At 58.7% G+C, this 19,134-nt stretch carries 19 protein-coding genes; 1 reads left to right on the forward strand and 18 read right to left on the reverse strand.

Translation table 11 applies throughout. The features are described 5' to 3' along the window. Positions 1-159: 159 nt before the first annotated feature. From BM374_RS39710 to eutB, 10 genes are all read right to left on the reverse strand, one after another. Complete coding sequence (locus BM374_RS39710; protein WP_244552825.1) at positions 160-438, reverse strand: hypothetical protein; 279 nt, start codon at positions 436-438, stop codon at positions 160-162. A 322-nt stretch (positions 439-760) separates the two neighbouring features. Continuing rightward, on the reverse strand, positions 761-1,525 hold the full coding sequence (locus tag BM374_RS39085) for an aspartate/glutamate racemase family protein (RefSeq protein WP_349510020.1): 765 nt from the start codon (positions 1,523-1,525) through the stop codon (positions 761-763). 543 nt (positions 1,526-2,068) lie between these two features. Next, positions 2,069-2,542, reverse strand: coding sequence for a RidA family protein (locus BM374_RS35735; RefSeq protein ID WP_092303417.1), 474 nt, complete (start codon positions 2,540-2,542; stop codon positions 2,069-2,071). Positions 2,543-2,683: 141 nt separating this feature from the next. Beyond that, positions 2,684-3,487 carry an N-formylglutamate amidohydrolase gene (locus BM374_RS35740; protein ID WP_092303419.1) on the reverse strand — a complete coding sequence of 268 codons (804 nt, stop codon included), beginning with the start codon at positions 3,485-3,487 and terminating at the stop codon, positions 2,684-2,686. Between the two features lie 61 nt (positions 3,488-3,548). Continuing rightward, positions 3,549-4,745 carry a M20 aminoacylase family protein gene (locus BM374_RS35745; protein ID WP_092303421.1) on the reverse strand — a complete coding sequence of 399 codons (1,197 nt, stop codon included), beginning with the start codon at positions 4,743-4,745 and terminating at the stop codon, positions 3,549-3,551. Positions 4,746-4,849: 104 nt separating this feature from the next. Then, positions 4,850-5,593 (reverse strand): amino acid ABC transporter ATP-binding protein, encoded by a 744-nt coding sequence (locus BM374_RS35750; protein WP_283807109.1) that lies wholly within the window; start codon positions 5,591-5,593, stop codon positions 4,850-4,852. Positions 5,594-5,718: 125 nt separating this feature from the next. Continuing rightward, on the reverse strand, positions 5,719-6,693 hold the full coding sequence (locus tag BM374_RS35755; protein ID WP_092303423.1) for an amino acid ABC transporter permease: 975 nt from the start codon (positions 6,691-6,693) through the stop codon (positions 5,719-5,721). A 56-nt stretch (positions 6,694-6,749) separates the two neighbouring features. Then, positions 6,750-7,583 carry a transporter substrate-binding domain-containing protein gene (locus BM374_RS35760; protein WP_092303425.1) on the reverse strand — a complete coding sequence of 278 codons (834 nt, stop codon included), beginning with the start codon at positions 7,581-7,583 and terminating at the stop codon, positions 6,750-6,752. 912 nt (positions 7,584-8,495) lie between these two features. Further along, positions 8,496-9,488: an ectoine utilization protein EutC gene (gene eutC / locus BM374_RS35765; RefSeq protein WP_092303427.1), complete on the reverse strand. Its 993-nt coding sequence runs from the start codon at positions 9,486-9,488 to the stop codon at positions 8,496-8,498. Continuing rightward, positions 9,488-10,474: a hydroxyectoine utilization dehydratase EutB gene (eutB, locus tag BM374_RS35770; RefSeq protein WP_092303429.1), complete on the reverse strand. Its 987-nt coding sequence runs from the start codon at positions 10,472-10,474 to the stop codon at positions 9,488-9,490. The genes eutC and eutB overlap by 1 nt, the downstream gene beginning before the upstream one ends. 232 nt (positions 10,475-10,706) lie before the next feature. On the opposite strand from eutB, the gene BM374_RS35775 reads away from it, so the two are divergent. Beyond that, the gene (locus BM374_RS35775; protein ID WP_092303432.1) at positions 10,707-10,937 is read left to right on the forward strand and encodes a hypothetical protein; all 231 of its coding nucleotides are present in this window, start codon (positions 10,707-10,709) and stop codon (positions 10,935-10,937) included. Positions 10,938-10,999: 62 nt separating this feature from the next. Here BM374_RS35775 and BM374_RS39715 read toward each other — a convergent pair whose 3' ends face one another. The 8 genes from BM374_RS39715 to BM374_RS35815 all read right to left on the reverse strand — a co-directional run bounded on the left by BM374_RS39715 (position 11,000) and on the right by BM374_RS35815 (position 19,116). Continuing rightward, the gene (locus tag BM374_RS39715; RefSeq protein ID WP_244552826.1) at positions 11,000-11,500 is read right to left on the reverse strand and encodes an NAD(P)-dependent oxidoreductase; all 501 of its coding nucleotides are present in this window, start codon (positions 11,498-11,500) and stop codon (positions 11,000-11,002) included. Then, positions 11,419-11,946, reverse strand: coding sequence for a Rossmann-fold NAD(P)-binding domain-containing protein (locus BM374_RS39720; protein WP_244552827.1), 528 nt, complete (start codon positions 11,944-11,946; stop codon positions 11,419-11,421). The genes BM374_RS39715 and BM374_RS39720 overlap by 82 nt, the downstream gene beginning before the upstream one ends. A gap of 556 nt (positions 11,947-12,502) precedes the next feature. Then, the gene (locus tag BM374_RS35785; protein ID WP_092303434.1) at positions 12,503-13,387 is read right to left on the reverse strand and encodes a beta-keto acid cleavage family enzyme; all 885 of its coding nucleotides are present in this window, start codon (positions 13,385-13,387) and stop codon (positions 12,503-12,505) included. 158 nt (positions 13,388-13,545) lie between these two features. Further along, the gene (locus BM374_RS35790) at positions 13,546-14,505 is read right to left on the reverse strand and encodes a 3-hydroxyacyl-CoA dehydrogenase NAD-binding domain-containing protein (RefSeq protein WP_092303436.1); all 960 of its coding nucleotides are present in this window, start codon (positions 14,503-14,505) and stop codon (positions 13,546-13,548) included. Positions 14,506-14,649: 144 nt separating this feature from the next. After that, the gene (locus tag BM374_RS35795; RefSeq protein WP_092303438.1) at positions 14,650-15,120 is read right to left on the reverse strand and encodes a thioesterase family protein; all 471 of its coding nucleotides are present in this window, start codon (positions 15,118-15,120) and stop codon (positions 14,650-14,652) included. Positions 15,121-15,993: 873 nt separating this feature from the next. After that, positions 15,994-17,097, reverse strand: coding sequence for an amidohydrolase family protein (locus BM374_RS35800; RefSeq protein WP_092303440.1), 1,104 nt, complete (start codon positions 17,095-17,097; stop codon positions 15,994-15,996). 316 nt (positions 17,098-17,413) lie between these two features. Next, positions 17,414-18,343 carry an electron transfer flavoprotein subunit alpha/FixB family protein gene (locus BM374_RS35810; RefSeq protein ID WP_092303444.1) on the reverse strand — a complete coding sequence of 310 codons (930 nt, stop codon included), beginning with the start codon at positions 18,341-18,343 and terminating at the stop codon, positions 17,414-17,416. A gap of 23 nt (positions 18,344-18,366) precedes the next feature. After that, positions 18,367-19,116: an electron transfer flavoprotein subunit beta/FixA family protein gene (locus tag BM374_RS35815; protein WP_092303446.1), complete on the reverse strand. Its 750-nt coding sequence runs from the start codon at positions 19,114-19,116 to the stop codon at positions 18,367-18,369. Positions 19,117-19,134 lie beyond the last annotated feature (18 nt).

The raw sequence follows: 19,134 nt of genomic DNA on the forward strand, positions 1-19,134 counted from the left end.
GTAGGAATCCCGAGACTGACGCGGAAGCCAACTGCTCGATCGAAGCCGCCCAGCAGCTTCTCCTGTTGCACCGAGCGGCTCCGCCTCCTCCGCCGGCTGGAACAAGACCCGCACCGGTGGAAGGCCAGCGCAGTGCCGAGCGCGATAGAGCCGTGCATGTCATGGCCGCAGGCATTCATAATGCCATCGACCTGCTAGCGATAGGGCAGATCCTCGCGCCTCCTGGATTGGGAGCGCATCGATGTCGCCACGCGCAGCAATCGACCGCTTCGGACCGGAGGCGGTGCCTTCGATGACGAAATAGAGGCCGGTGTTGCGGAATACCTTGACTGCTTCGAGGCCGAAACGCTGCAGTATGCTGCGGATCTGCTCCTGCGTCTTCCATTCCGCGTTGGAGAACTCAGGCTCCCGATGCATGGCGTGACGCAGCTTGATCACGGCGTCGGACTTCCGACCGAAGGTCGTTACTGCGCCTGCTCATTGTTCAATCTCTAAACGCACTTGGGACGCCGGCATGAAAAAGAAAGCCGGTGAACTTCTGTCCAAGCGCACATCCATCAGGCGAATTTTTCATCTTAACGCAGGACTTCGTCATAGACGCCTGGACTAGCGACGTTGGAGGCGGACGGCCGACGCCGACCAGTCCATCGAATGTCATGCCGCAGCGAGCGGGTGCGCCGATGGCCTGGACGCCGATCGCTTAAAGTCTAATCGCTCCAATTGGGCGGCCTGCGTACCTCCTGGAGGGCGTCCCTGAAGACTAAACCGTTACACACCCGCGCGCGACGGATGCGAACGTCATCCGGCACAGGGCGGTGATGTCATAGACGGGCAGCCCTGTAATCCGGCGGATGGCGGGCGCAACCAAGGGGAAGACCGTGCATTCGAACAGGATTGCCGCGATTTCCGGGTGCGCAGTTCGGAGTCGCGCGATGCGGGCGGCCACTTCTTCCTCAATATCTTCAAGACTGGTCGGCAGCGGCGTACGCCTCATCTCGTTGTGCCACAATTTGCCGCCTTCGATTCCGCCGATAACCACCCGCGCCCGTGCTGCAGGATCGTCGAGCCCGAGCAGATCTTCTCCGCAATGCGTTGAATCGAAGGTTACGACGGCAAGCTTCGAGGCAGCTGGCAGCTGGCGGAGCAACGCCGGCAACAGGAGTAGACTAGACAGCACAACAGGGACTTTCACCGACGCGGCCACCGCCGCCTGATACCGAACAGTGAAGCCGCAGTTGGAGCTTATTGCGACGGCGCCTCGTTCGACCAAGCGTCGGGCAGCCGCGATGTAGGCCGAGTCCAGCTCTGGCTTGCCTCGAATGACATCGTCGCCATAAGCACCAGCGACGGTTTCCGAGATAGTTGGAAAACCGAAGGTAGCTGGACTTCGCATCGATCCCGCCGGCGGCGTCGGTGGTGTGACGTCGGGGGGAAGCGCGCGATCTAGGAGTAGGATACCGAGGGAGGGCAAATCTACTGTCGTCATCAGCACATAATAGCAAATGTCAAAGTCGATATTGAGCAATGGCAGGGTTCGTTGCGCCGGATTTCTGCGGCCGATTGCCTGGCTAGTAGCGCAGGAAAGCGTCACACTTCCCAATTGGTCGCGCAAAGTCGGCGCGATGAGCTATACATCGGGCAATGTCGGCTTTGACGCTTGTTAGGCTGCCTCCACGACAATCCGCACGATCCGTGAACGAGGCGGAACACTACATCATCCGGTGGCTCCCCAGCCAACCTCTGTTTTAGTTTATTCCCCATCGCCCCAAAGGTTTTTTGCGGACCCCATCAGGAACCAGCATGCCGGATATTGACGCCGACCGTTTCCTCGCGGACCTCACCGATCTTCGCCAGATCGGCAGCTACAAAACCGGCGTCCACCGTCCCACCTTCGTTCGCCCGCCTCGCGGTGCGATGCCCCCGCCTTCACCGCGGCCCAAACCCTAACCCGAAGATCCAGCGAGAGAGCCTTCGACATGCCTGCCGGCCTCCAGTTCCGGCAGGCAGCTTGAATCATCTCACCGCTGATTTGGGAATCTCTTTCGATTCATTCAGCTCGGCGGATGCTCTAGCGGGTGCGATCGACGATACCGTTCAGTTCTACGATCGCGTCACATTCCACCGCGAATAGCCTCGGAAGCGCGAATACGCCAACGCTTGTCCTTGCGTGACCGCCAACTTCTGGTCCAAGGACCTCGATTAATGCCTCTGAGCATCCGTTAACAATTTTCGGGATATCGGTAAATTCTCGTGCGCACCGCACATAGCCCGTCACCCGCAGGATTTTCTTGACTAATGAAAGGTCGCCGGCGACTGCATCGGTGATTTGTGCTATCAGGTTGAGCCCGCACAGGCGGGCCGCCATCACGCCTTGTTCAGTGCTCAGATCTTCGCCAACGATACCTCTCACAGAGACCATTGGGTGATCGGAGACTTGGCCCGAGACAAACAATTGGGTGCCGCTTATGACCCAGGGCTGGTAAAGAGCAGAGGCTCGCCGAGCCGGCGGAATTTCGGTAATTGTACGTTTAAGGTCAGTCATTGTTCAGTTCACACGCTCAGCACCAGTGATTTGACCAAGAGCGTTGCACGTTCGATCTTGGCTTGGCTTGGCTTGGCTTGGCTCACCCCGGCCGCATGACTCGCGCTGTAACCTTCGCCATGACCTAGCTCTGCTGGTCAGCTATGACATAGCATCTCGAGGCTTCACCCTCTCCACCGCAGCACGGATTGTGCTGGAAACGATGTGCGCCCACTTCGTTTGTCCCGCCTCGTCGGAAATGAGATCACTTCTGACTTCGACGAGAACATGTGGAATTCCTCGGCGCTCGCCATGCACAGGTATGGCGTAGTCTTCCATATCGGTGACAGGATAGGGATCATTGAAGCCAACATTCACGGCCGGATAAGCAGCACGTACTTCGAAGAGCATCGCCTTTGCGAGGCGATCGTCTCTATTGCAAGAAATGCAAAATTCAATCTCTCGCACTTCGCCCGTGCGCCGCATGATCGGTGTAAAGCTATGAATTGTCAGAAGTACTGGTTGTTGTCCCCGGGCCGTCACGCGATCTAGGCCGGCTGAAACTGCTTCGTGAAATGGTCGATGGATCTGTTCGAAACGGAGACTCTGTTCTTCCCGCGTCAACCCAAGGTTCCCAGGAATTTTGGTGCCATCGCTCACCTCTGGAATCAAGTCCGCAGCTTCGGGCGGGCGATTGCAATCAACGACCAACCTGCTGTACGGTTGGATAAATAGCGGTGCGCAAAGAGCACTGGCGACGCGGCGGGCCACGGCTTCCGCTCCGACATCGTAGGCGATGTGCCTATCCATCTCGCTGCGATCTACCCCGAGATCTCCAAGGCATTTTGGAACTTTTCTTCCTCCATGCTCACACATCAGGAGAAATTCGCTATGAGCTTTTGCGTGAAGGATCTCGACTGGTGAGGGGTCATCATTACCCAGATAAAAGCTGCCGCGCTCGCTCATTGCCTGCTTTCTAATGTCCTATAGTGTCTGCTCTGTCGTCCGCACGTGAAACTACCCGACTTTACGCGCGGGCGCCGCCAAGCCACTGCCGTGCTAGCTCGACATAGTAGGTGGATCCCACTGGCAGTATTTCGTCATTGAAGTCATAACTCGTGTTGTGGAGACTGCAGGGGCCTGGTCCGTGGCCCAGTTCGCGGTGCTCGCCATTTCCAGCGCCCAAAAAGGCGAAAGAACCGGGACGCGCCTGTAGCATGTAGGCGAAGTCCTCACCGCCCATTGATGGCTCGACGTCGAGGTTGACCTTGCTTTCACCAACAATCGATTTCATGACTTTAGCCGCAAACTGCGTTTCATCCGGTGAATTGATCGTCGGCGCACAACGCCTGACCTTCAGTTCGCCCTTACATTCATTCGCTTCAGCGACGCTCCCAACGATTGTACGCATCCGCGATTCAATAAGGTCTAGCGTCGCTTCGCTAAATGCTCTTACGGTACCGCCGATTGTCACGATATCCGGGATAACGTTTCTGGCCTCGCCTCCATGAAACTGAGTGACCGAAAGTACCGCGGTATCGAGCGGCTTTTTATTGCGCGTGATGATTCCCTGCAGCGCGGTCACGAGCTGCGCACCAGTTAGGACCGGGTCCTTCCCGTCTTGCGGGAAAGCAGCGTGTGCGCCGACGCCGATAATGCGAATATCAAACTCCGCGCTCCCCGCGAGGATTGGGCCTGGCCGGACGCCGAAAGTGTTAAGAGGCGTGCCCGGCGAATTGTGCAGTCCAAAAACAGCGTCGACCGGGAACTTGTCGAAAATCCCCTCGTCGATCATGACCTTTGCGCCCGATCCATTTTCCTCCGCAGGCGAAAAGATCAACACGATCGTGCCATCAAAGTCTCGGCTCTTCGCCAGGTAGCGAGCGGCGCCGAGGAGCATCGCCATGTGCCCGTCGTGACCACAGGCATGCATCTTGCCAGGGTACTGCGAGCGATGAGCGAACGTATTGAGCTCGTGCATCGGCAACGCATCCATGTCGGCGCGCAAGCCCACGGAACGATTGCCGTGCCCTGCGCGCAGAACTCCAACGACACCCGTACGGGCAAGGCCACGATGCACCTCAATGCCGTACCCCTCCAACGTCTTTGCGACGCGCTCCGAGGTTTGCTCTTCCTCAAAGCTAAGCTCTGGATAAGCGTGGAACCAGCGGCGGAGGGCCTTCATCTCTTCTTGAGCAGATTGAATCTCCGGTATGATTTTCATTGAGGATCCTCGATTTGAGCTACCGGGACGCGCTTGCCCGCGTCGCCATGAACTTATTCTGCAACGAGAGGCACGGCGCGACTCTGAAGTTGGGGTGAGGCCCTTCAGTGCGATAAGATCTGGCTGAGGAAGAGCTTCGTTCTGTCGTGCTGCGGATTGGTAAAGAAATCCTGGGGCTTGCCCTCTTCGACGATCCGACCGGTGTCCATGAAGAGTACACGGTCCGCGACGGCACGTGCAAAGCCCATCTCGTGCGTGACGCAAACCATAGTCATGCCGTCGCGCGCCAGGCTGGTCATCGTCTCCAACACTTCAGCAACCATTTCCGGATCGAGCGACGAGGTCGGTTCATCGAACAGCATGACCGCAGGCTCCATGCAGAGCGAGCGGGCGATTGCAACACGCTGCTGCTGTCCTCCGGAGAGCTGAACCGGGTACTTGTCCGCCTGTTCTGGAATGCGCACGCGCTCGAGGAATCTCAAGGCGTTCCGCCTTGCTGCGGTCTCGGGCATCCCCTTGATCCACATCGGACCAACCATGCAATTCATCAGCACAGTCATATGTGGAAAGAGATTAAAGTGCTGAAAGACCATGCCGACGTTCTTCCGAACTTCGCCCACGTTGCGCATTTTGTTGTGCAGCCTGATCCCGTTCACGATGATCTCGCCCTCCTGGTGCGCTTCAAGCCGGTTGAAGCAGCGGATCAGGGTTGATTTCCCCGATCCGGAGGGGCCGCAAATGACGATGCGCTCACCCTTGCGAACATTGAGATTGATGTCCGTCAAAACCCTGAAGGTCCCGTACCACTTCGATACCTTCCTCGCTTCGATAATCTTGTCCTCGGCCACCGCCGCTTGCTCCTGGCGAAATGACGCTCGACCCGGGATCGAATCAGCTTGAGGCAGATCCACGGGCACCTCAGAGATGAGGCGCGACATTGAAACGTTCTTGGCTTCGTTGCCCTGGCCGACGTTCATCGCGCCTTGCTCCTGGCGAAACGTCGCTCGACTCGAGACTGAACAAGCTCGAGGCAGATTGACATAAGCCAATAGATGACGGCGGCCGATATCAGCATCTCCATGTGATGGAAACTGTCCTGACCAACCGTGCGGGCAAGGAACGTCAGCTCCCAAACGCCGATGGCCGAGACAAGCGAACTGTCTTTCAGCATCGCAATGAACATGTTGCCCATTGGAGGAACGATCACAGGAAGCGCCTGGGGCAGGATGATCCTGCGCATCGTGAGGCTGAACCCGAAACCCATGGATCGGGATGCCTCCCATTGGCCGCGGTCAATGCTCAGAATGCCCGAACGGAAGATTTCCGTCATGTATGCCCCGACGCAGAGCGAAAGCGCCAGCACACCTGCAGGGACGGCATCAATCACAAATCCCAGTTGCGGCAGACCGAGATAGATCAGGTAGATCTGCATGAGGAGCGGCATGCCGCGAAAGAACGAGGTGTAAAAGCTGGCGATGGCGTACGCAAAACCATTGCCTGAAAGCTTTGCAACGGCGGCCACGATCGCGACGATCGAAGCGAAGATGATCGAAATCGCCGAGATATAGATTGTCGTGACCAATCCCTGCGCGATGAGGAAGGGAAGCTTTTCCCGAATGAACGGCAGGCTCAAGTGAAAGGCTGCGAAAAACGCGAGAAGAAGAAGCAGCACTTCAAGCCAGACAATGCCGATTTGGAGCCTGAGCGAGGCAAAGCCGATCAGCACCAGGTTCAGGCAGAAGATGGCGGCAATCGCGAACGCGATCGCAAAACGCCCGTAGAGGCCACTTTGCAGCGGATCGCCGATCACCGGCCGCATGAGTTCGCCAACCGCGGTACCCGTCAGGTTGAAGACAAGAAACAACAAGAGCACAAGCGCGAAGATCGAGACGACAAACCACGGCTTGTGAACAAGCACCTCAGATTCAACAGTATCAGAATAGAGCATGCTTCGCCCTCAAAGGGCGGCCCAGCTAGTGCGGACCGCCACCCGCCCACTTGGGCTTAATTTGCAACGGTGTAATCGGCCCCGTACCACTTTAGCGACAGCTCAGAGAGTGAGCCATCGTCCTTCATGCTTTTGACGGCGGCCGCAATCTTGTCGTCAAATTCTTTGTCCCCGTGCAGGGTCGCGAAACTTGCCGGGGCGGAGAACAGCACGCCACCGAGGCGCTTGATCGGATAGCCGGATTTGATCGCCCTGCCCACTATCGGTGCCGGAGCGACGACCGCATCGAGACGAACACCATCGCCGAGACGAAGGTCGTCAAGTGCAATATTGGTGCTTTCGTAGGTCTTCACCTTGCCGGGCTTCAATTGAAATTCCACTGGCCGACCGCCGAGCCAGTCTGGCGTCAGGTTGCGATTGGTATAGGCCTCTTGCGTCGTGTTTGCGGTGACGCCGACTGTCTTCCCATCGAGATCGGAAAGCTGGTTCGCCTTACTGTCCTTGTGAACAACGGCAACCGACTGCCCATAGATGTAAATGACTGGGAAGCTGAGTTTTTCGGCACGCGCCTTGGTCGGCGTGATCTGACCAAGCGCCATGTCCCAACGGCCCTCCCACTTGGCTGCGGCGACAACGTCCCAGCCCGGCGTTACGAATTGGACCTGCACGCCCAGATATTTCGCGATGCCCTTGACGACGTCGACATCATAACCATCGAGCTGACCCTTATCGTTCATGAATGATGCCGGCGGCCAGTCCACCCCGGCCGCCACTTTTAGAGTCTTTGTGGCGAGCACGCGATCGAGCACGGCACCCGCATTCGCGGGCAGAGCCGCCAGAGCCGCTGCGAGCGAAACTGCTACCGGCAACATTCTTGCAAGTCTGTTCATGCGATGTCTCCTCCCCGTTACAACGTCTCATATTGCCTTTGACCTTGTGGCGACTGTAACGACGCTTTGATATGGATTAATGCAATAAGACGTGCGTCCACGCTTAAATCCGACGTTAGGGTGCCCTTATTCGACAGATTTCAGTCCGGCTGAGTATGCCCTCGCATGAGTAGGCGTATGCTCAACGTTGCCGCACTTAGATCCAAGTTGCCAATTCCATATGTATTTCGCTTTCCGGCTCAGCACCTCGCCAGCCCTCGACCTCTGGCGACGGAGTTCGGCATATTTTGGCGAATGATCATTGCTGGCCGTCCGCCGAAACCGGAATTCGTCGGCCTCCTTGATGAACCGCGTCGAGAGAGCTGACGCGTGAGCCTCGGCTACGTTCGACCGTTCGCCACCTTCTCTTAGATTGCGTGACTCTCGAGGGTAGGCAGCGACAGGTTTCTTTCAGCAGGGCAGTCATTTCTCCTTGCCACTGTCGCCTCTGGAGGATCTTCGGCGTGTCACCGCGGGCGATAGCCGTCAGCAGCAAGCCTCCAGGCCGAATTCGCAAGTTGCGCTGAATTTCTCCTTAAGCGACGCATTCCATGTAAGCGGCGTTGAAGATACAGAGCATTCTTGTGCGCGGATCGCAGCTCTCGAGATCAGAATTGCGCCGTACGTGACGCCCGATGCTCGAGGGCCGCCCCGAGCTGCATGACGTTGATCTTACGGCGGATGTCACGGACGAGGCGCCTGAGTGGCAAGTTGTACAGTTGCCACTTGGCTGGCGCTCAACATTCGAAAGCTGCGACTCAGAAAAGGGAGCGCCGTTGACAACACAACCGCTCAGCGGCACTCCTTGACGGAAGGCTTCATCGGGTTTGAGTTTCTGAGAGCGAAGATTCCGCGTTCGACCGCCTCAGCTGCTCAACTCTCGAACAGCGACCCGACGCCTGCTGCCTCTGCCCTCGCAAAGGCAAGAGTAGCGATGGCGGTGTCCTGGATGCCGGTGCCGGTGAGATCGGCAATGATGATCTGAGCCTTGCTCGTGCGCCCCACCTTCGACCCGACAATGATTTCTCCAAGCTCTGGAAACTCTGCGCCGCCCGCGACCGCTCCCGCCGCAATGGCATGGTGGAGTTCGCCAAGGCGCCGGGTCTGGGCGAGGCTGTCGGCGACGTAGAGATCCGCATGTGCGATCGCGGTTGGCTCGATTTCATTCTTGTGCTCGGCGTCCGATCCCATCGCGATTAGATGCTGCCCGGGTTCCAGCCATGCAGCGCTCAGAACCGGTTGATTGGCCGCCGTCGTTGTGATGATGACATGCGAGCCGGCCACCGCATTTTTTGGTTCCTTGTACGCGGCAATGGGAAAACCGAGTTGCGCCGAGAGTTCCCGTGCAACCGTTCGGGCCTTGGAGGCATCGCGCGCCCAGATGCGAGCCTCACGAATCGGCCGGACCAGCGCGAGCGCCTGCAGTTGTAGCCTCGCCTGAATTCCTGCCCCCAGAATCGCAGCCACTGAAGCGTCCTTGCGGGCGAGATGATTTGCTGCCACCGCGCCTGCGGCGGCCGTGCGTACATTGGTCAAATACCCGTTGTCCAGCAGCAACGCCTGCACCAGACCGGTTTTGCTGGAAAGCAGCACCATCATGCCATTGGTACTTGGGAGACCGATCTTGGGGTTGTCAAAAAAACCGGGACTAATCTTGATAGCGAAGCTGTCGAGGCCTGGAATGTGGGCTGTCTTGACGTCCACCTCGCCCCGATGTTCTGGAATATCCAGTCGCAGGATCGGCGGCATCGCAACTGCCTTGGTGGCAAGCGAACGGAATGCATCTTCGACGCACTGCACAGCTTCGAGGTCAAGCGGCACGACCTGCCTAAGGTCGCGCTCTGTCAGAATGTTGATTCTCCGCATCAAACCTCCTCCCCAAGAGGATTGCTCACTTTATTGATGACGCGTCGATGCAGCTCCATGTCGATATTGCGACCTGAGAGTACGAGCGCGACTGGCCCTCGCAATCCGGCGCACTTGCCGGAGAGCAGCGCCGCGATGCCGACGGCGCCGGCGCCTTCGAGAATCTCGCGCTCATTTTCGTACGCATGACGAATGCCGGCCGCGATTTCACTCTCGCTCAGCAGCACTATTTCATCGAGCAGGACCCGGCACATGTCGAACGTCACCTTGTTGTCGAGGCCGATACCGCCGCCGAGCGAATCGGCAAGGCTTGGAAATTCCTTGACCTGTACCGGCCGACCGGCGTCGAGACTCGCCTTCATCGCCGCGCCGCGCTCCATGGTGATTCCCACAATCTTCGCACGTGGCCGCAAGCCCTTTACCGCTGCCGCAACTCCGGCTACCAGCCCACCACCCGAGAGCGGTACGAGCACGGTAGCAACATCCGGCATTGCTTCGACAATTTCGAGACCGATCGTCCCCTGCCCGGCCACCACGTCCGGATGGTCGAAGGGCGGCAGCATCACGAGTCCCGTTTCGGCCACCAGGCGATCGACTTCCTGCTGCGCCTCGTCGTGCGACTCGCCGATGATCCGCACATCGGCGCCGAGGCGCCGGATTTCAGAGACCTTGTTTTCAGGCACCAGCCGCGACATGCAGATTGTTGCACGCGAGCCCACAGCCTTGGCTGCATGGGAAAGCGCTCGACCATGATTTCCCGTCGAAGCGGCGATGACTCCACGTGCCCGCTCAGCTTCGGTCAGCTTGAGGATCGCGTTGGTCGCACCGCGCAACTTGAAACTGCCGGTGGTCTGATAGTGCTCAAGCTTCAGGCCCACCGGAACTCGGCAAATCTCTGAGAGAGTCGGCGAGCGTACGAGTGGTGTCGAGAGGATGTGAGGGGCGATACGCCCACGTGCATCACGAATACCATTCAGTTCGAACATACCATTCTTCCAATCAACCGTGCCATCTGGAGATGAGCTCCAACGCTATCCGGCAGATGCCCGCATTATCCATCTCCGGGACGGCCGGAGAGCCGAGCTGAGTATCCGGGCACAGGCGTCAACGGCATTGCGCAGGCCCCTCGCTCGAGATTGAGAGGCCCAGGAGACATCAGCATCGTAAAGTCAAGTATAGTTCGAATTGAAGCCGAATTTCCAAATGGAAGGCCGTTGTATGGTCGAATTTCGGCGCTCGATTGCGAAGATGCGACGCTTCGATGCATCAAGCTACGGCTTCGCACGCGGGGGCGATCTGACGTTGCAGCGATACCGGTTCGGTGCATTCCTCCACCGCCGGCCTGTTCCGGATGCTGAAACGGCGACACCGCTGATCCTGCCCACCGGAAACGGCTGCAACTTGGGCGAGCACGTCTTGCACCAGAAGTCGCACATATTGAATGTCTGAGGCTCGCGGACCTGCGTCAGTAGCCTCGCTTCAGGTCAACCACATTGCGCAGCGACTTCTGCTCAAGAAATCGCTGCACGTTCCCGCTGAAGAGCTCGAATACGCGAGCGGGATTTGCTCGGGTAACCGGAGACGTGGGGAGTGATGATAACGTTGGGCATCGTCCAAAGCGGACTGTCGGCTGGGAGTGGTTCCCGCTCAAACACGTCGAGTAGCGCGCCGGCGATTGTATTTGCCTGAAGCGCTTCGATGAGATCGCTCTGCGCGATCACTAAACCGCGGGCAATGTTGATCAGGAAGGCACTGCGGCGCATGAGCTGAAGCTGCTCGCGACCAATCAACTTGGTAGTTTCGGGAACGTGGGGAACGGCCATCACCACAAAGTCGGAGAGTTGCAAAAGCTCAGCGAGTTCGTCCGGCGGAAAAAGCCTGTCGACACCTGGAATCGGTTCAGTGATGTCACGTTTTGAGCCGACCACCGTCATTCCAGCGCTCTTACCGCGGCGTGCGATAGCGGCACCGATCGAGCCGAGCCCGATAATGCCGAGCGTTCGCTCGGACATCGGCGGAATGCATCGCGTATGCCATTCCCTATCAGACTGATCCCGCATAAACCGGGGAAATCCCAGTGCATCATGCCCATGCCCGTCATGACGAAATCGGCTATAAGTTCGCCATGAATGCCCCGTGCATTTGTAAGGATGAGGTCGCCGATGCGATGCCGAATCGGCAAGATCGATTCAACGCCGGCGGTGGTTGACTGAAACCAACGCAGCCGACGCGCTTTTTCCAAGAGCTTGACAGGAAAGCTGGAGGCGGAGGCCAGGATAATGTCTGCATCGGCCACGTGGCGCTCTAGTGATGCCGTGTTTTTGGCGCTCAAGACGCACAGAGTAGGAAAGCGATGCCGGATCAATGATCCATACCGATCGACGTCGGAACCATAGACGAGCACGGTGACGGCATCGCTGGCTGCAGATGTAGCGGATGTCATGATCATCTTGTCCAAGTCCCTTTGCACGCGTGTTTCAGAGAAAGGGAAACCGCCAGGAGAGGCGCCTCTGTTGATTTCTTTGCGAGGACCAGTTTAGCGATTGATGATCGAAGAATTTCGGCTGATCTGCGCGAAGAGCGCAATTTTTCTGCATGGAAGCATTTTTGGAGCAGCTTTGAGCGCTTGATCATCGAGCTAAGCTTTTGCAATAAAGCGTAAGAGCATACGCGGCATGTCGGCTAGCTCAACCGCGGCCCGGACAGTCGAACAGAGCCGCGTTTGCTCCGCGAGATCGCCAATCAAAAAGCTTCTTCGCCCACTCCTTAGGCAGCCAGGGTGGAACGGACCTTACCCGTAACCAAGGCAGCCATCGGAGAATCGTGACCACAGAGGGAAGCACGCCCGCCAGTATCGAAATTCCAGGCCCGCAGTCTCGTCGCGTCGCCCACGACGCCAGCTAGAATGATGGACAAATCAAATCGTCGATCGCATCGGAAACGCTTGCAACACGGGGGTTTTCAGTGGTGCGGAATCCAGCATGGCGCAGTCCATGCTGGATTCTGAGTGCGGTTTATCCGCGCTTTTCGACGCCGAGAATTGCCCGCGCCTCGGCCGGCGTGGCGACGCTGGCGCCCATGCGCTCGATGATCCCCACAGCATTGTCGACGAGCTCGGCGTTGGAGGCAAGCACGCCACGTCGCAGATAGATGTTATCTTCCAATCCTACCCGGACGTGTCCGCCCATTGCCACCAACTGTCCTACCATGCGCATTTCATCGGCAGCGCAACCGAACCCGCCCCAGACAGCGCCTGGCGGCAAAAGGTCTCGCATCGCCTGCACAGCAATCGGAACAGCGGGAGCGCCGTTGCCCGTGCCCAGACAGAATTGGAAGAGGGGAGGATCTTGAACAGCGTGTTCGGATATGAGCCTTTTGGCAATTTCGATGTGCCCGAGATCGAAGCATTCAAGCTCGGGCTTGACGCCGGCTTCTCGCATGAGCTTCGCAAGCTCTCGAACGTCCGACATGCGCGCAACAAAAATGCGTTCGCCGTACGCCATGGTGCCGCAATCCAAGCTGCTAAGCTCTGGCTGCAGTTTGACAGCGTGGAGACAGCGCCCCAAGGGGGTCTTGAGCGTGGTCGCCGCTCCGATCTTCAACGGGTCAATGGAATCGAGCACAAGCTCGCCGTCCATTCCGCTCGTCAAGTTGATGACGACGTCGGTAGCCGCGTCGCGAACCCTCTTGACGACCTGATCGTAGAGATCAAATCGGTTGGACGGGGCTCCAGTCTCTGGATCACGGACGTGAAGGTGAACAACCGCAGCCCCGGCTTTAGCAGCCTCCAACGCTGCGTCAGCAATTTGCGCTGGCGTCTTGGGAATGTTGGGATGCTTCGTAAGCACCGCAGCGCCCCCGCCGGTCACTGCGCATGTGATGATAACCTTTTGAGACATTGAGAACTCCTATAGTGTTTCCGTTTGGACTGAGCCGAGCCTGCCTTGAGCGACTAGTGCGATCTCCAGCGATAGCGAACGCGTCGAGCTTCCAACATTCGTGCAGGGCGCAGGTCCAGATTTCCGGGACAAGCCCTCGATCTCCACCCACACCCCGTTCAGATGCCGTGTGTCGATAGCCCTGCGCGGCGCTGCGCAAGCAGCGTCTCGATCACCATGCGGTCTCGCGCTGCCGCAAGGGCGGCATTATCGCGACCAGACGCCATGGCGCGGCAGCCCTCCTCCATCGCTTGGATCAGCTCAGGCGTGAACTCCGCGGGTTGCAAGTGGGAAAGAAGCGGCTCGCTGCCCAGATGGAAGCGCTCGAAATAGGGGCGGATGCCGGCAAGATTCCCCATGTTGCGCACCATGCAGGGACCGATTGCGGTCCAGCGTGGGGCGAGACCATGCACAACCGCGGCATCGACTTGCTGTGGCGTCGCGTGGCCCTCAGCCACGAGGTGCATGGCCTCCCGCTCCAGCGCTGCCTGCAGATGATTGGCTATGAAACCAGGAATCTCGTGATCCATGCGGATGACGACTTTACCGACCGACTGGTAAAAGGCATCTGCAGCAGCGAGCGCCTCCCCACTCGTATACGGCGCACCGGCGATCTCCACCAACGGGATTAGATAAGGCGGGTTGAATGGGTGTCCGATGACTACGCGTGGCGACTGCGTTCGCCCGGCTTGGAGATCAGCGATGGTGATCCCGGAGGTAGATGAGGCGATAACCGCATCCGCCGGCACTAACGGCTCGATCTCATCGTAGAGGCTTCGCTTCAGTTCCAGCCGGTCGGGAGCACTCTCTTGCACGAAATCTGCGGCCGCCACGGCTTCTGCCGCCGTTTTCGCCCAGCTTAAGGTGCCGCGATCCTCCGCGCGCGCGCCGAGGCGTTCCAGAGTCGGCCAGGCCGTCGTGAGGAGTTGGTTTAGGCGATCCTTGGCGTCTGGCGCCGGGTCCCACACGAAAACGTCGAGCCCACGCGAGAGAAAGAGCGCGATGAACCCGCCGCCGATCAGTCCCGTTCCGAGGCAGGCGACCCTGCGAATGCGATCAGGCCCACGGAAAACGCTCATGACTTGGCCTCCGATCTGCTGAGCCCACCGGCATGATGAATGTCCATCGGTAAGTCCTTTTCTGGCATTGAAAGTTTACGAAGGCCCTGCCGGCGACGCTTCGGCCGAGCCGCGCGATCGGCGCGAGAATGTTGGGGCGCCAGCTCATCGGGCCGGCGCACGCACCATGAGAGATGCCGCTCGGCCGACATTTCGCGGCGGACCCGCATCCGGACTACGCTGCACCTTCTGGAGGCGCTCGAAGACCTCGGGGCGGAACGGCTCAACTTTCCGGCTTGCAACGCCGACGTTGAGCTGCAGCTGCTCCGCCGTCGCCGCGAGCGCGCCGTCGCGGTCGTCTATCATCTCCTGGTGAAACACGAAGCGCCTAGCGTCGAGATCGAGTACACGAGTGGCCACCGTCAGGCTTCCTCCGGCGCGAACCTCGCGGACGTAAGTGATGTGGAAATCGCCGGTGAAGACGGAATGGCCTTCCTCGAGATAGGACATGCCTAACCCCAAGTCCCGGCAAGCAAGGTCTCCGGCCTCGTAAAACACATCGAAGTACGGACGGGCGTTCATATGGCCGTTCATATCAAGCCAAGATCTCTGAACGGAGCAGCGGTAGATGAACATAGCTTTTGTCGAGGTACTTGGCTCGGCCGCCGGCGGCCTAACTTCTGGGATGTCCGGATGTCACCCGGGTTGATGATAGCGCCGAGGGCCTCGCCTTAGGCGCCACGCAAGACTATAGCGTCGCAGCAAAGCCGAATTTCGCCAATTTTGGCGCGGGCACGGCCGAAATGCTGTGCCTGTTTGGGGATTGCGAAGCTTTCACGCAATATGGACGTGTTGTTACCGAGATTGCAGCGTCGGAAGTGACTGCTCAGATTAGCCAATCTGCAAGGCGCACGTGATGGAGATGATTTGCCGCCGCTAGGTCGATTGGTCCGAGACAGCTGAAAAGATGCGGCAGGTTTTCGCAAGCTGTGAGAACGCGCGCTACGCGCTTCGATGATAGCACTGCACACGAGAATAGCTGACCGGAAAGTGGCTTGTCTGCTTCTCGATAGTGCTGGAATGGAGCGCTTCGGCGCGCCGCCCATCTCGATGAAGCGGATAAGCAGGAGGCGCGTCGTCGCGCCCTTTATCCGGCAACGATTCCCCCGACGACGCCGGCGCCGCCGTAAACAGAGCGGCGGGAGCTTGCCGACCAGCCCAAGCGCCATGGCTCGCCGCGCTGATAGACCAGGCTAAGGCGGGCGTGCTCTCCCACATGATAGAATGATCGCTCAGCGGAGCGGCCCACGCTGAATGCTCCACTCATCGTATTGCTCGAGCAGAAGGGCGCCCACCGGCTGTGTAACGGCACCTTCATTGGGAAAGTGACGACCACGTCGTGCCAAGGTTAAAATATACTTGGACGGTTGGGCTTAGCTCCCGGAACTTGCGCTTGAACAGCCAATTTCAGAAGAATGGGGCGTATGGAAGCACACACCGGATCGTCGGCTAGACCTGCAGTCGATAGAATCGGGCCGCGGCGCCGAAAAAGAGTTCATGTTTCTCAGCTGACGAATAGGAGGCGGTTATGCGCTTGAAGGCGTTCCATAAGGTTGCGTAGCTGCACGTCAACGCATCGACCGGAAAATTGCTCTCGAACATCGCGCGCGAGGGGGAAAAGGCCTCGATACAGGTCTCGATATAGGGGCGCCATTCTTCGGCGAGCTGCACGGAGGATGCTGGTGGTTCGGCCATCAGCGATGGAAAACCGGAGTAGTGCATACCAAGGCCGCCGAGTTTCACATAAATGTTTTGGCATTCGGAGAGCGCCTCGATATTAGCGCGCCAAATATCAAACCGATCTTTGCGTTTGCCGGCATAGGAGCCGTACCCCAGCGGCGTGCCGACGTGGTTCAGGCAAATTGGTGAGTCGGGAAAGGCGCGCGCTAGATCTATCAGATCCGGAAGCTGCGGATCGAGAAGCCATGCGTCGAAGGAAAGATTGAGCGGTGCAAGACTGCGGAACCCCGCACGGAATTGCGCGTCGCGATAGAGCCTTTGGGGCCGTCGCGAGGGATATCCTAAGACATCTGGATCCGCGTCATACGACGCGCTTTGCCGAATGCCACGAAATCGTCCTGCGCCCGCCGCCATATGAGCTTCGAGCACCGCCGCAGCGCGCGATCCTAGGGTGAGATCGGCATAGCCAACGATTCCAGCGCAAGGCCGACGGTCGCCGTATGTGCCACTGGCGCCCATGGCCGCTATGCCGTTGACGAATTCCGTTTCTCCGACGGGCGTCATCTCGGTCGCGCCCGATCCGCGATACATCGAGCCGCATTCCAAATGGACGGTGGCTCGGATGTCGTGTCCGCTCTCCAGATCCGCGAGCAGTTCGTCCAGCAAGTAACGCGGCGTGCGGTGCAGGACATTGTCGTAGGCACACTGAGGCCTCATGCCCGCTACAAATCGCCGCCAATCCCATAGGTGATGATGCGGATCAATGATCGGTCGCGTGGGGTCCAGGATCGGTTCACTCACGCACGGATCGACATAGGCCTTGGCTTCGCCACCGGATTTGGAACGGGAGCTTTTTTTAGGATGTCCGTTCATTGCTGCTACCTACCGAACTGAAACGTCCCGCGCGGATGCTACGGAAGGGTATGGAAGCACGGACGCTCCTGAAAGCCGCCCGAGATTCACCGCAGCGCCAGAGTTAGAGGGCGCCCGCGTCACGAGGCATTGGCGCCCAGGCCGATCCCTCCTGCGAAGCACGTCTCCTGAGTGCAAGCCGCGTTATCTCGGCGGAACATCCGGTGCACCGCGATCTCACCTCGATGCCCGAGAATCGTCTCGCGCTCCTCACTCAGCACGAGCTGAGCACCGCCTACCCGCGATTGAAAGCCGTCTGAGCGCGAGATAGTTGAGATCAAAGTACTTTTTCGAGTTCGGGCAGGATGGCGAAGAGGTCGCCAACAACGCCGTAGTCGGCGACTTGGAAGATTGGGGCCTCTTCGTCCTTATTTATCGCCACGATGATCTTCGAATCCTTCATGCCGGCTAAGTGTTGGATAGCGCCCGAGATGCCTACCGCGATGTAGAGGTCCGGCGCAACCACCTTGCCGGTCTGACCTACCTGCCAGTCGTTCGGCGCGTAGCCAGCATCAACGGCGGCGCGAGAAGCACCGACGGCCGCCCCCAGTTTGTCTGCGATGGGCAGGATGACGTCTTCGAACTTCTCGGCCGACCCCAACGCACGCCCCCCGGAGATGATGATCTTGGCCGAGGTCAGCTCGGGACGCTCGCTCTCGGACAGCCTGTTTTCCACGAAGGAGGAGATGCCGGGGTTGGTCGCAGGCCGGATCGTCTCGATCGAGGCCGAACCGCCTTCAGGCGCAGATGCAAAGGAAGCGGTGCGCACCGTGATAACCTTCTTGGCGTCGGTCGACTGCACGGTTTGGATGACATTGCCCGCGCAGATCGGGCGTTTGAAGGTATCGGACGAAACCACTTCGATGATCTCGGAAACCTGCGCGACATCGAGCAGCGCCGCTACACGCGGGGCAACGTTCTTGCCTGTCGAGGTAGCAGGGGCGACGATGACATCGTAGCAGCCGGCAAGCGACACGATTAGTGCTGCTGTCGGTTCGGGTAGACGCTCGGTGAGTTCATCGGCCTCGGCCAATAGAACCTTTCGTACACCCTTGAGCTTGGAGGCGGCGTCAGCAGCTGCCTTGGCGTCCTTGCCAGAGATCAGCACGTCGACATCCGACCCGATCTGCAGGGACGCCGTCAGAGCCTTGGCCGTCTGCTCAGATAGAGAGGTATTGTCGTGTTCGCCGATTAACAAGATAGTCATGAGGCTGTCTCCACTAGTGCGCCTTAGAGCACGCCGGCTTCGTTCTTGAGCTTGTCCACCAGCTCGGCGACGGACCCAACCTTGACTCCCGTCTTGCGGCTACTCGGTTCCTCGGTCTTGATGACCTTGAGCTTGGCCTTTACGTCGGCGCCGAAATCGGCCGGGACCTTCTCGTCCAGAGGCTTCTTCTTGGCTTTCATGATGTTGGGCAAAGAGGCATAGCGCGGCTGGTTCAAACGCAGGTCCACGGTGATAATTGCCGGCAGCTTCAAATCGACCGTCTGCAGACCGCCATCCACCTCACGCGTTACCCGGGCACGATCGGCGGCAACCTCAACCTTTGAGGCGAAGGTGCCCTGCGCCCAGCCGAGCAATCCGGCTAGCATCTGGCCGGTTTGATTGCTGTCGTCATCGATCGCTTGCTTGCCAAGTATGACCAGGCGGGGTCGTTCAACCTCGACGACGCCCTTGAGCACCTTGGCTACACCGAGCGGCTCGACCAGTTCGTCCACTTTAACGAGGATGGCCCGATCTGCACCCATGGCAAGTGCTGTACGCAGCGTCTCAGCCGCCTGCGCCGGGCCGATCGAAACGACGACTATTTCCTCCGCCTTGCCCGCTTCCTTCAGCCGAATAGCTTCTTCCACCGCGATTTCGTCGAAAGGATTTATCGCCATCTTTACGTTGGCGAGTTCCACGCCAGAGCCGTCTGCCTTCACCCGGGCCTTTACATTTGCGTCGATAACCCGCTTCACGGGCACAAGCAGCTTCATTTCATCCTCTAAGCTATT

Source organism: Bradyrhizobium sp. Ghvi (assembly GCF_900115265.1).
Taxonomy (GTDB): domain Bacteria; phylum Pseudomonadota; class Alphaproteobacteria; order Rhizobiales; family Xanthobacteraceae; genus Bradyrhizobium.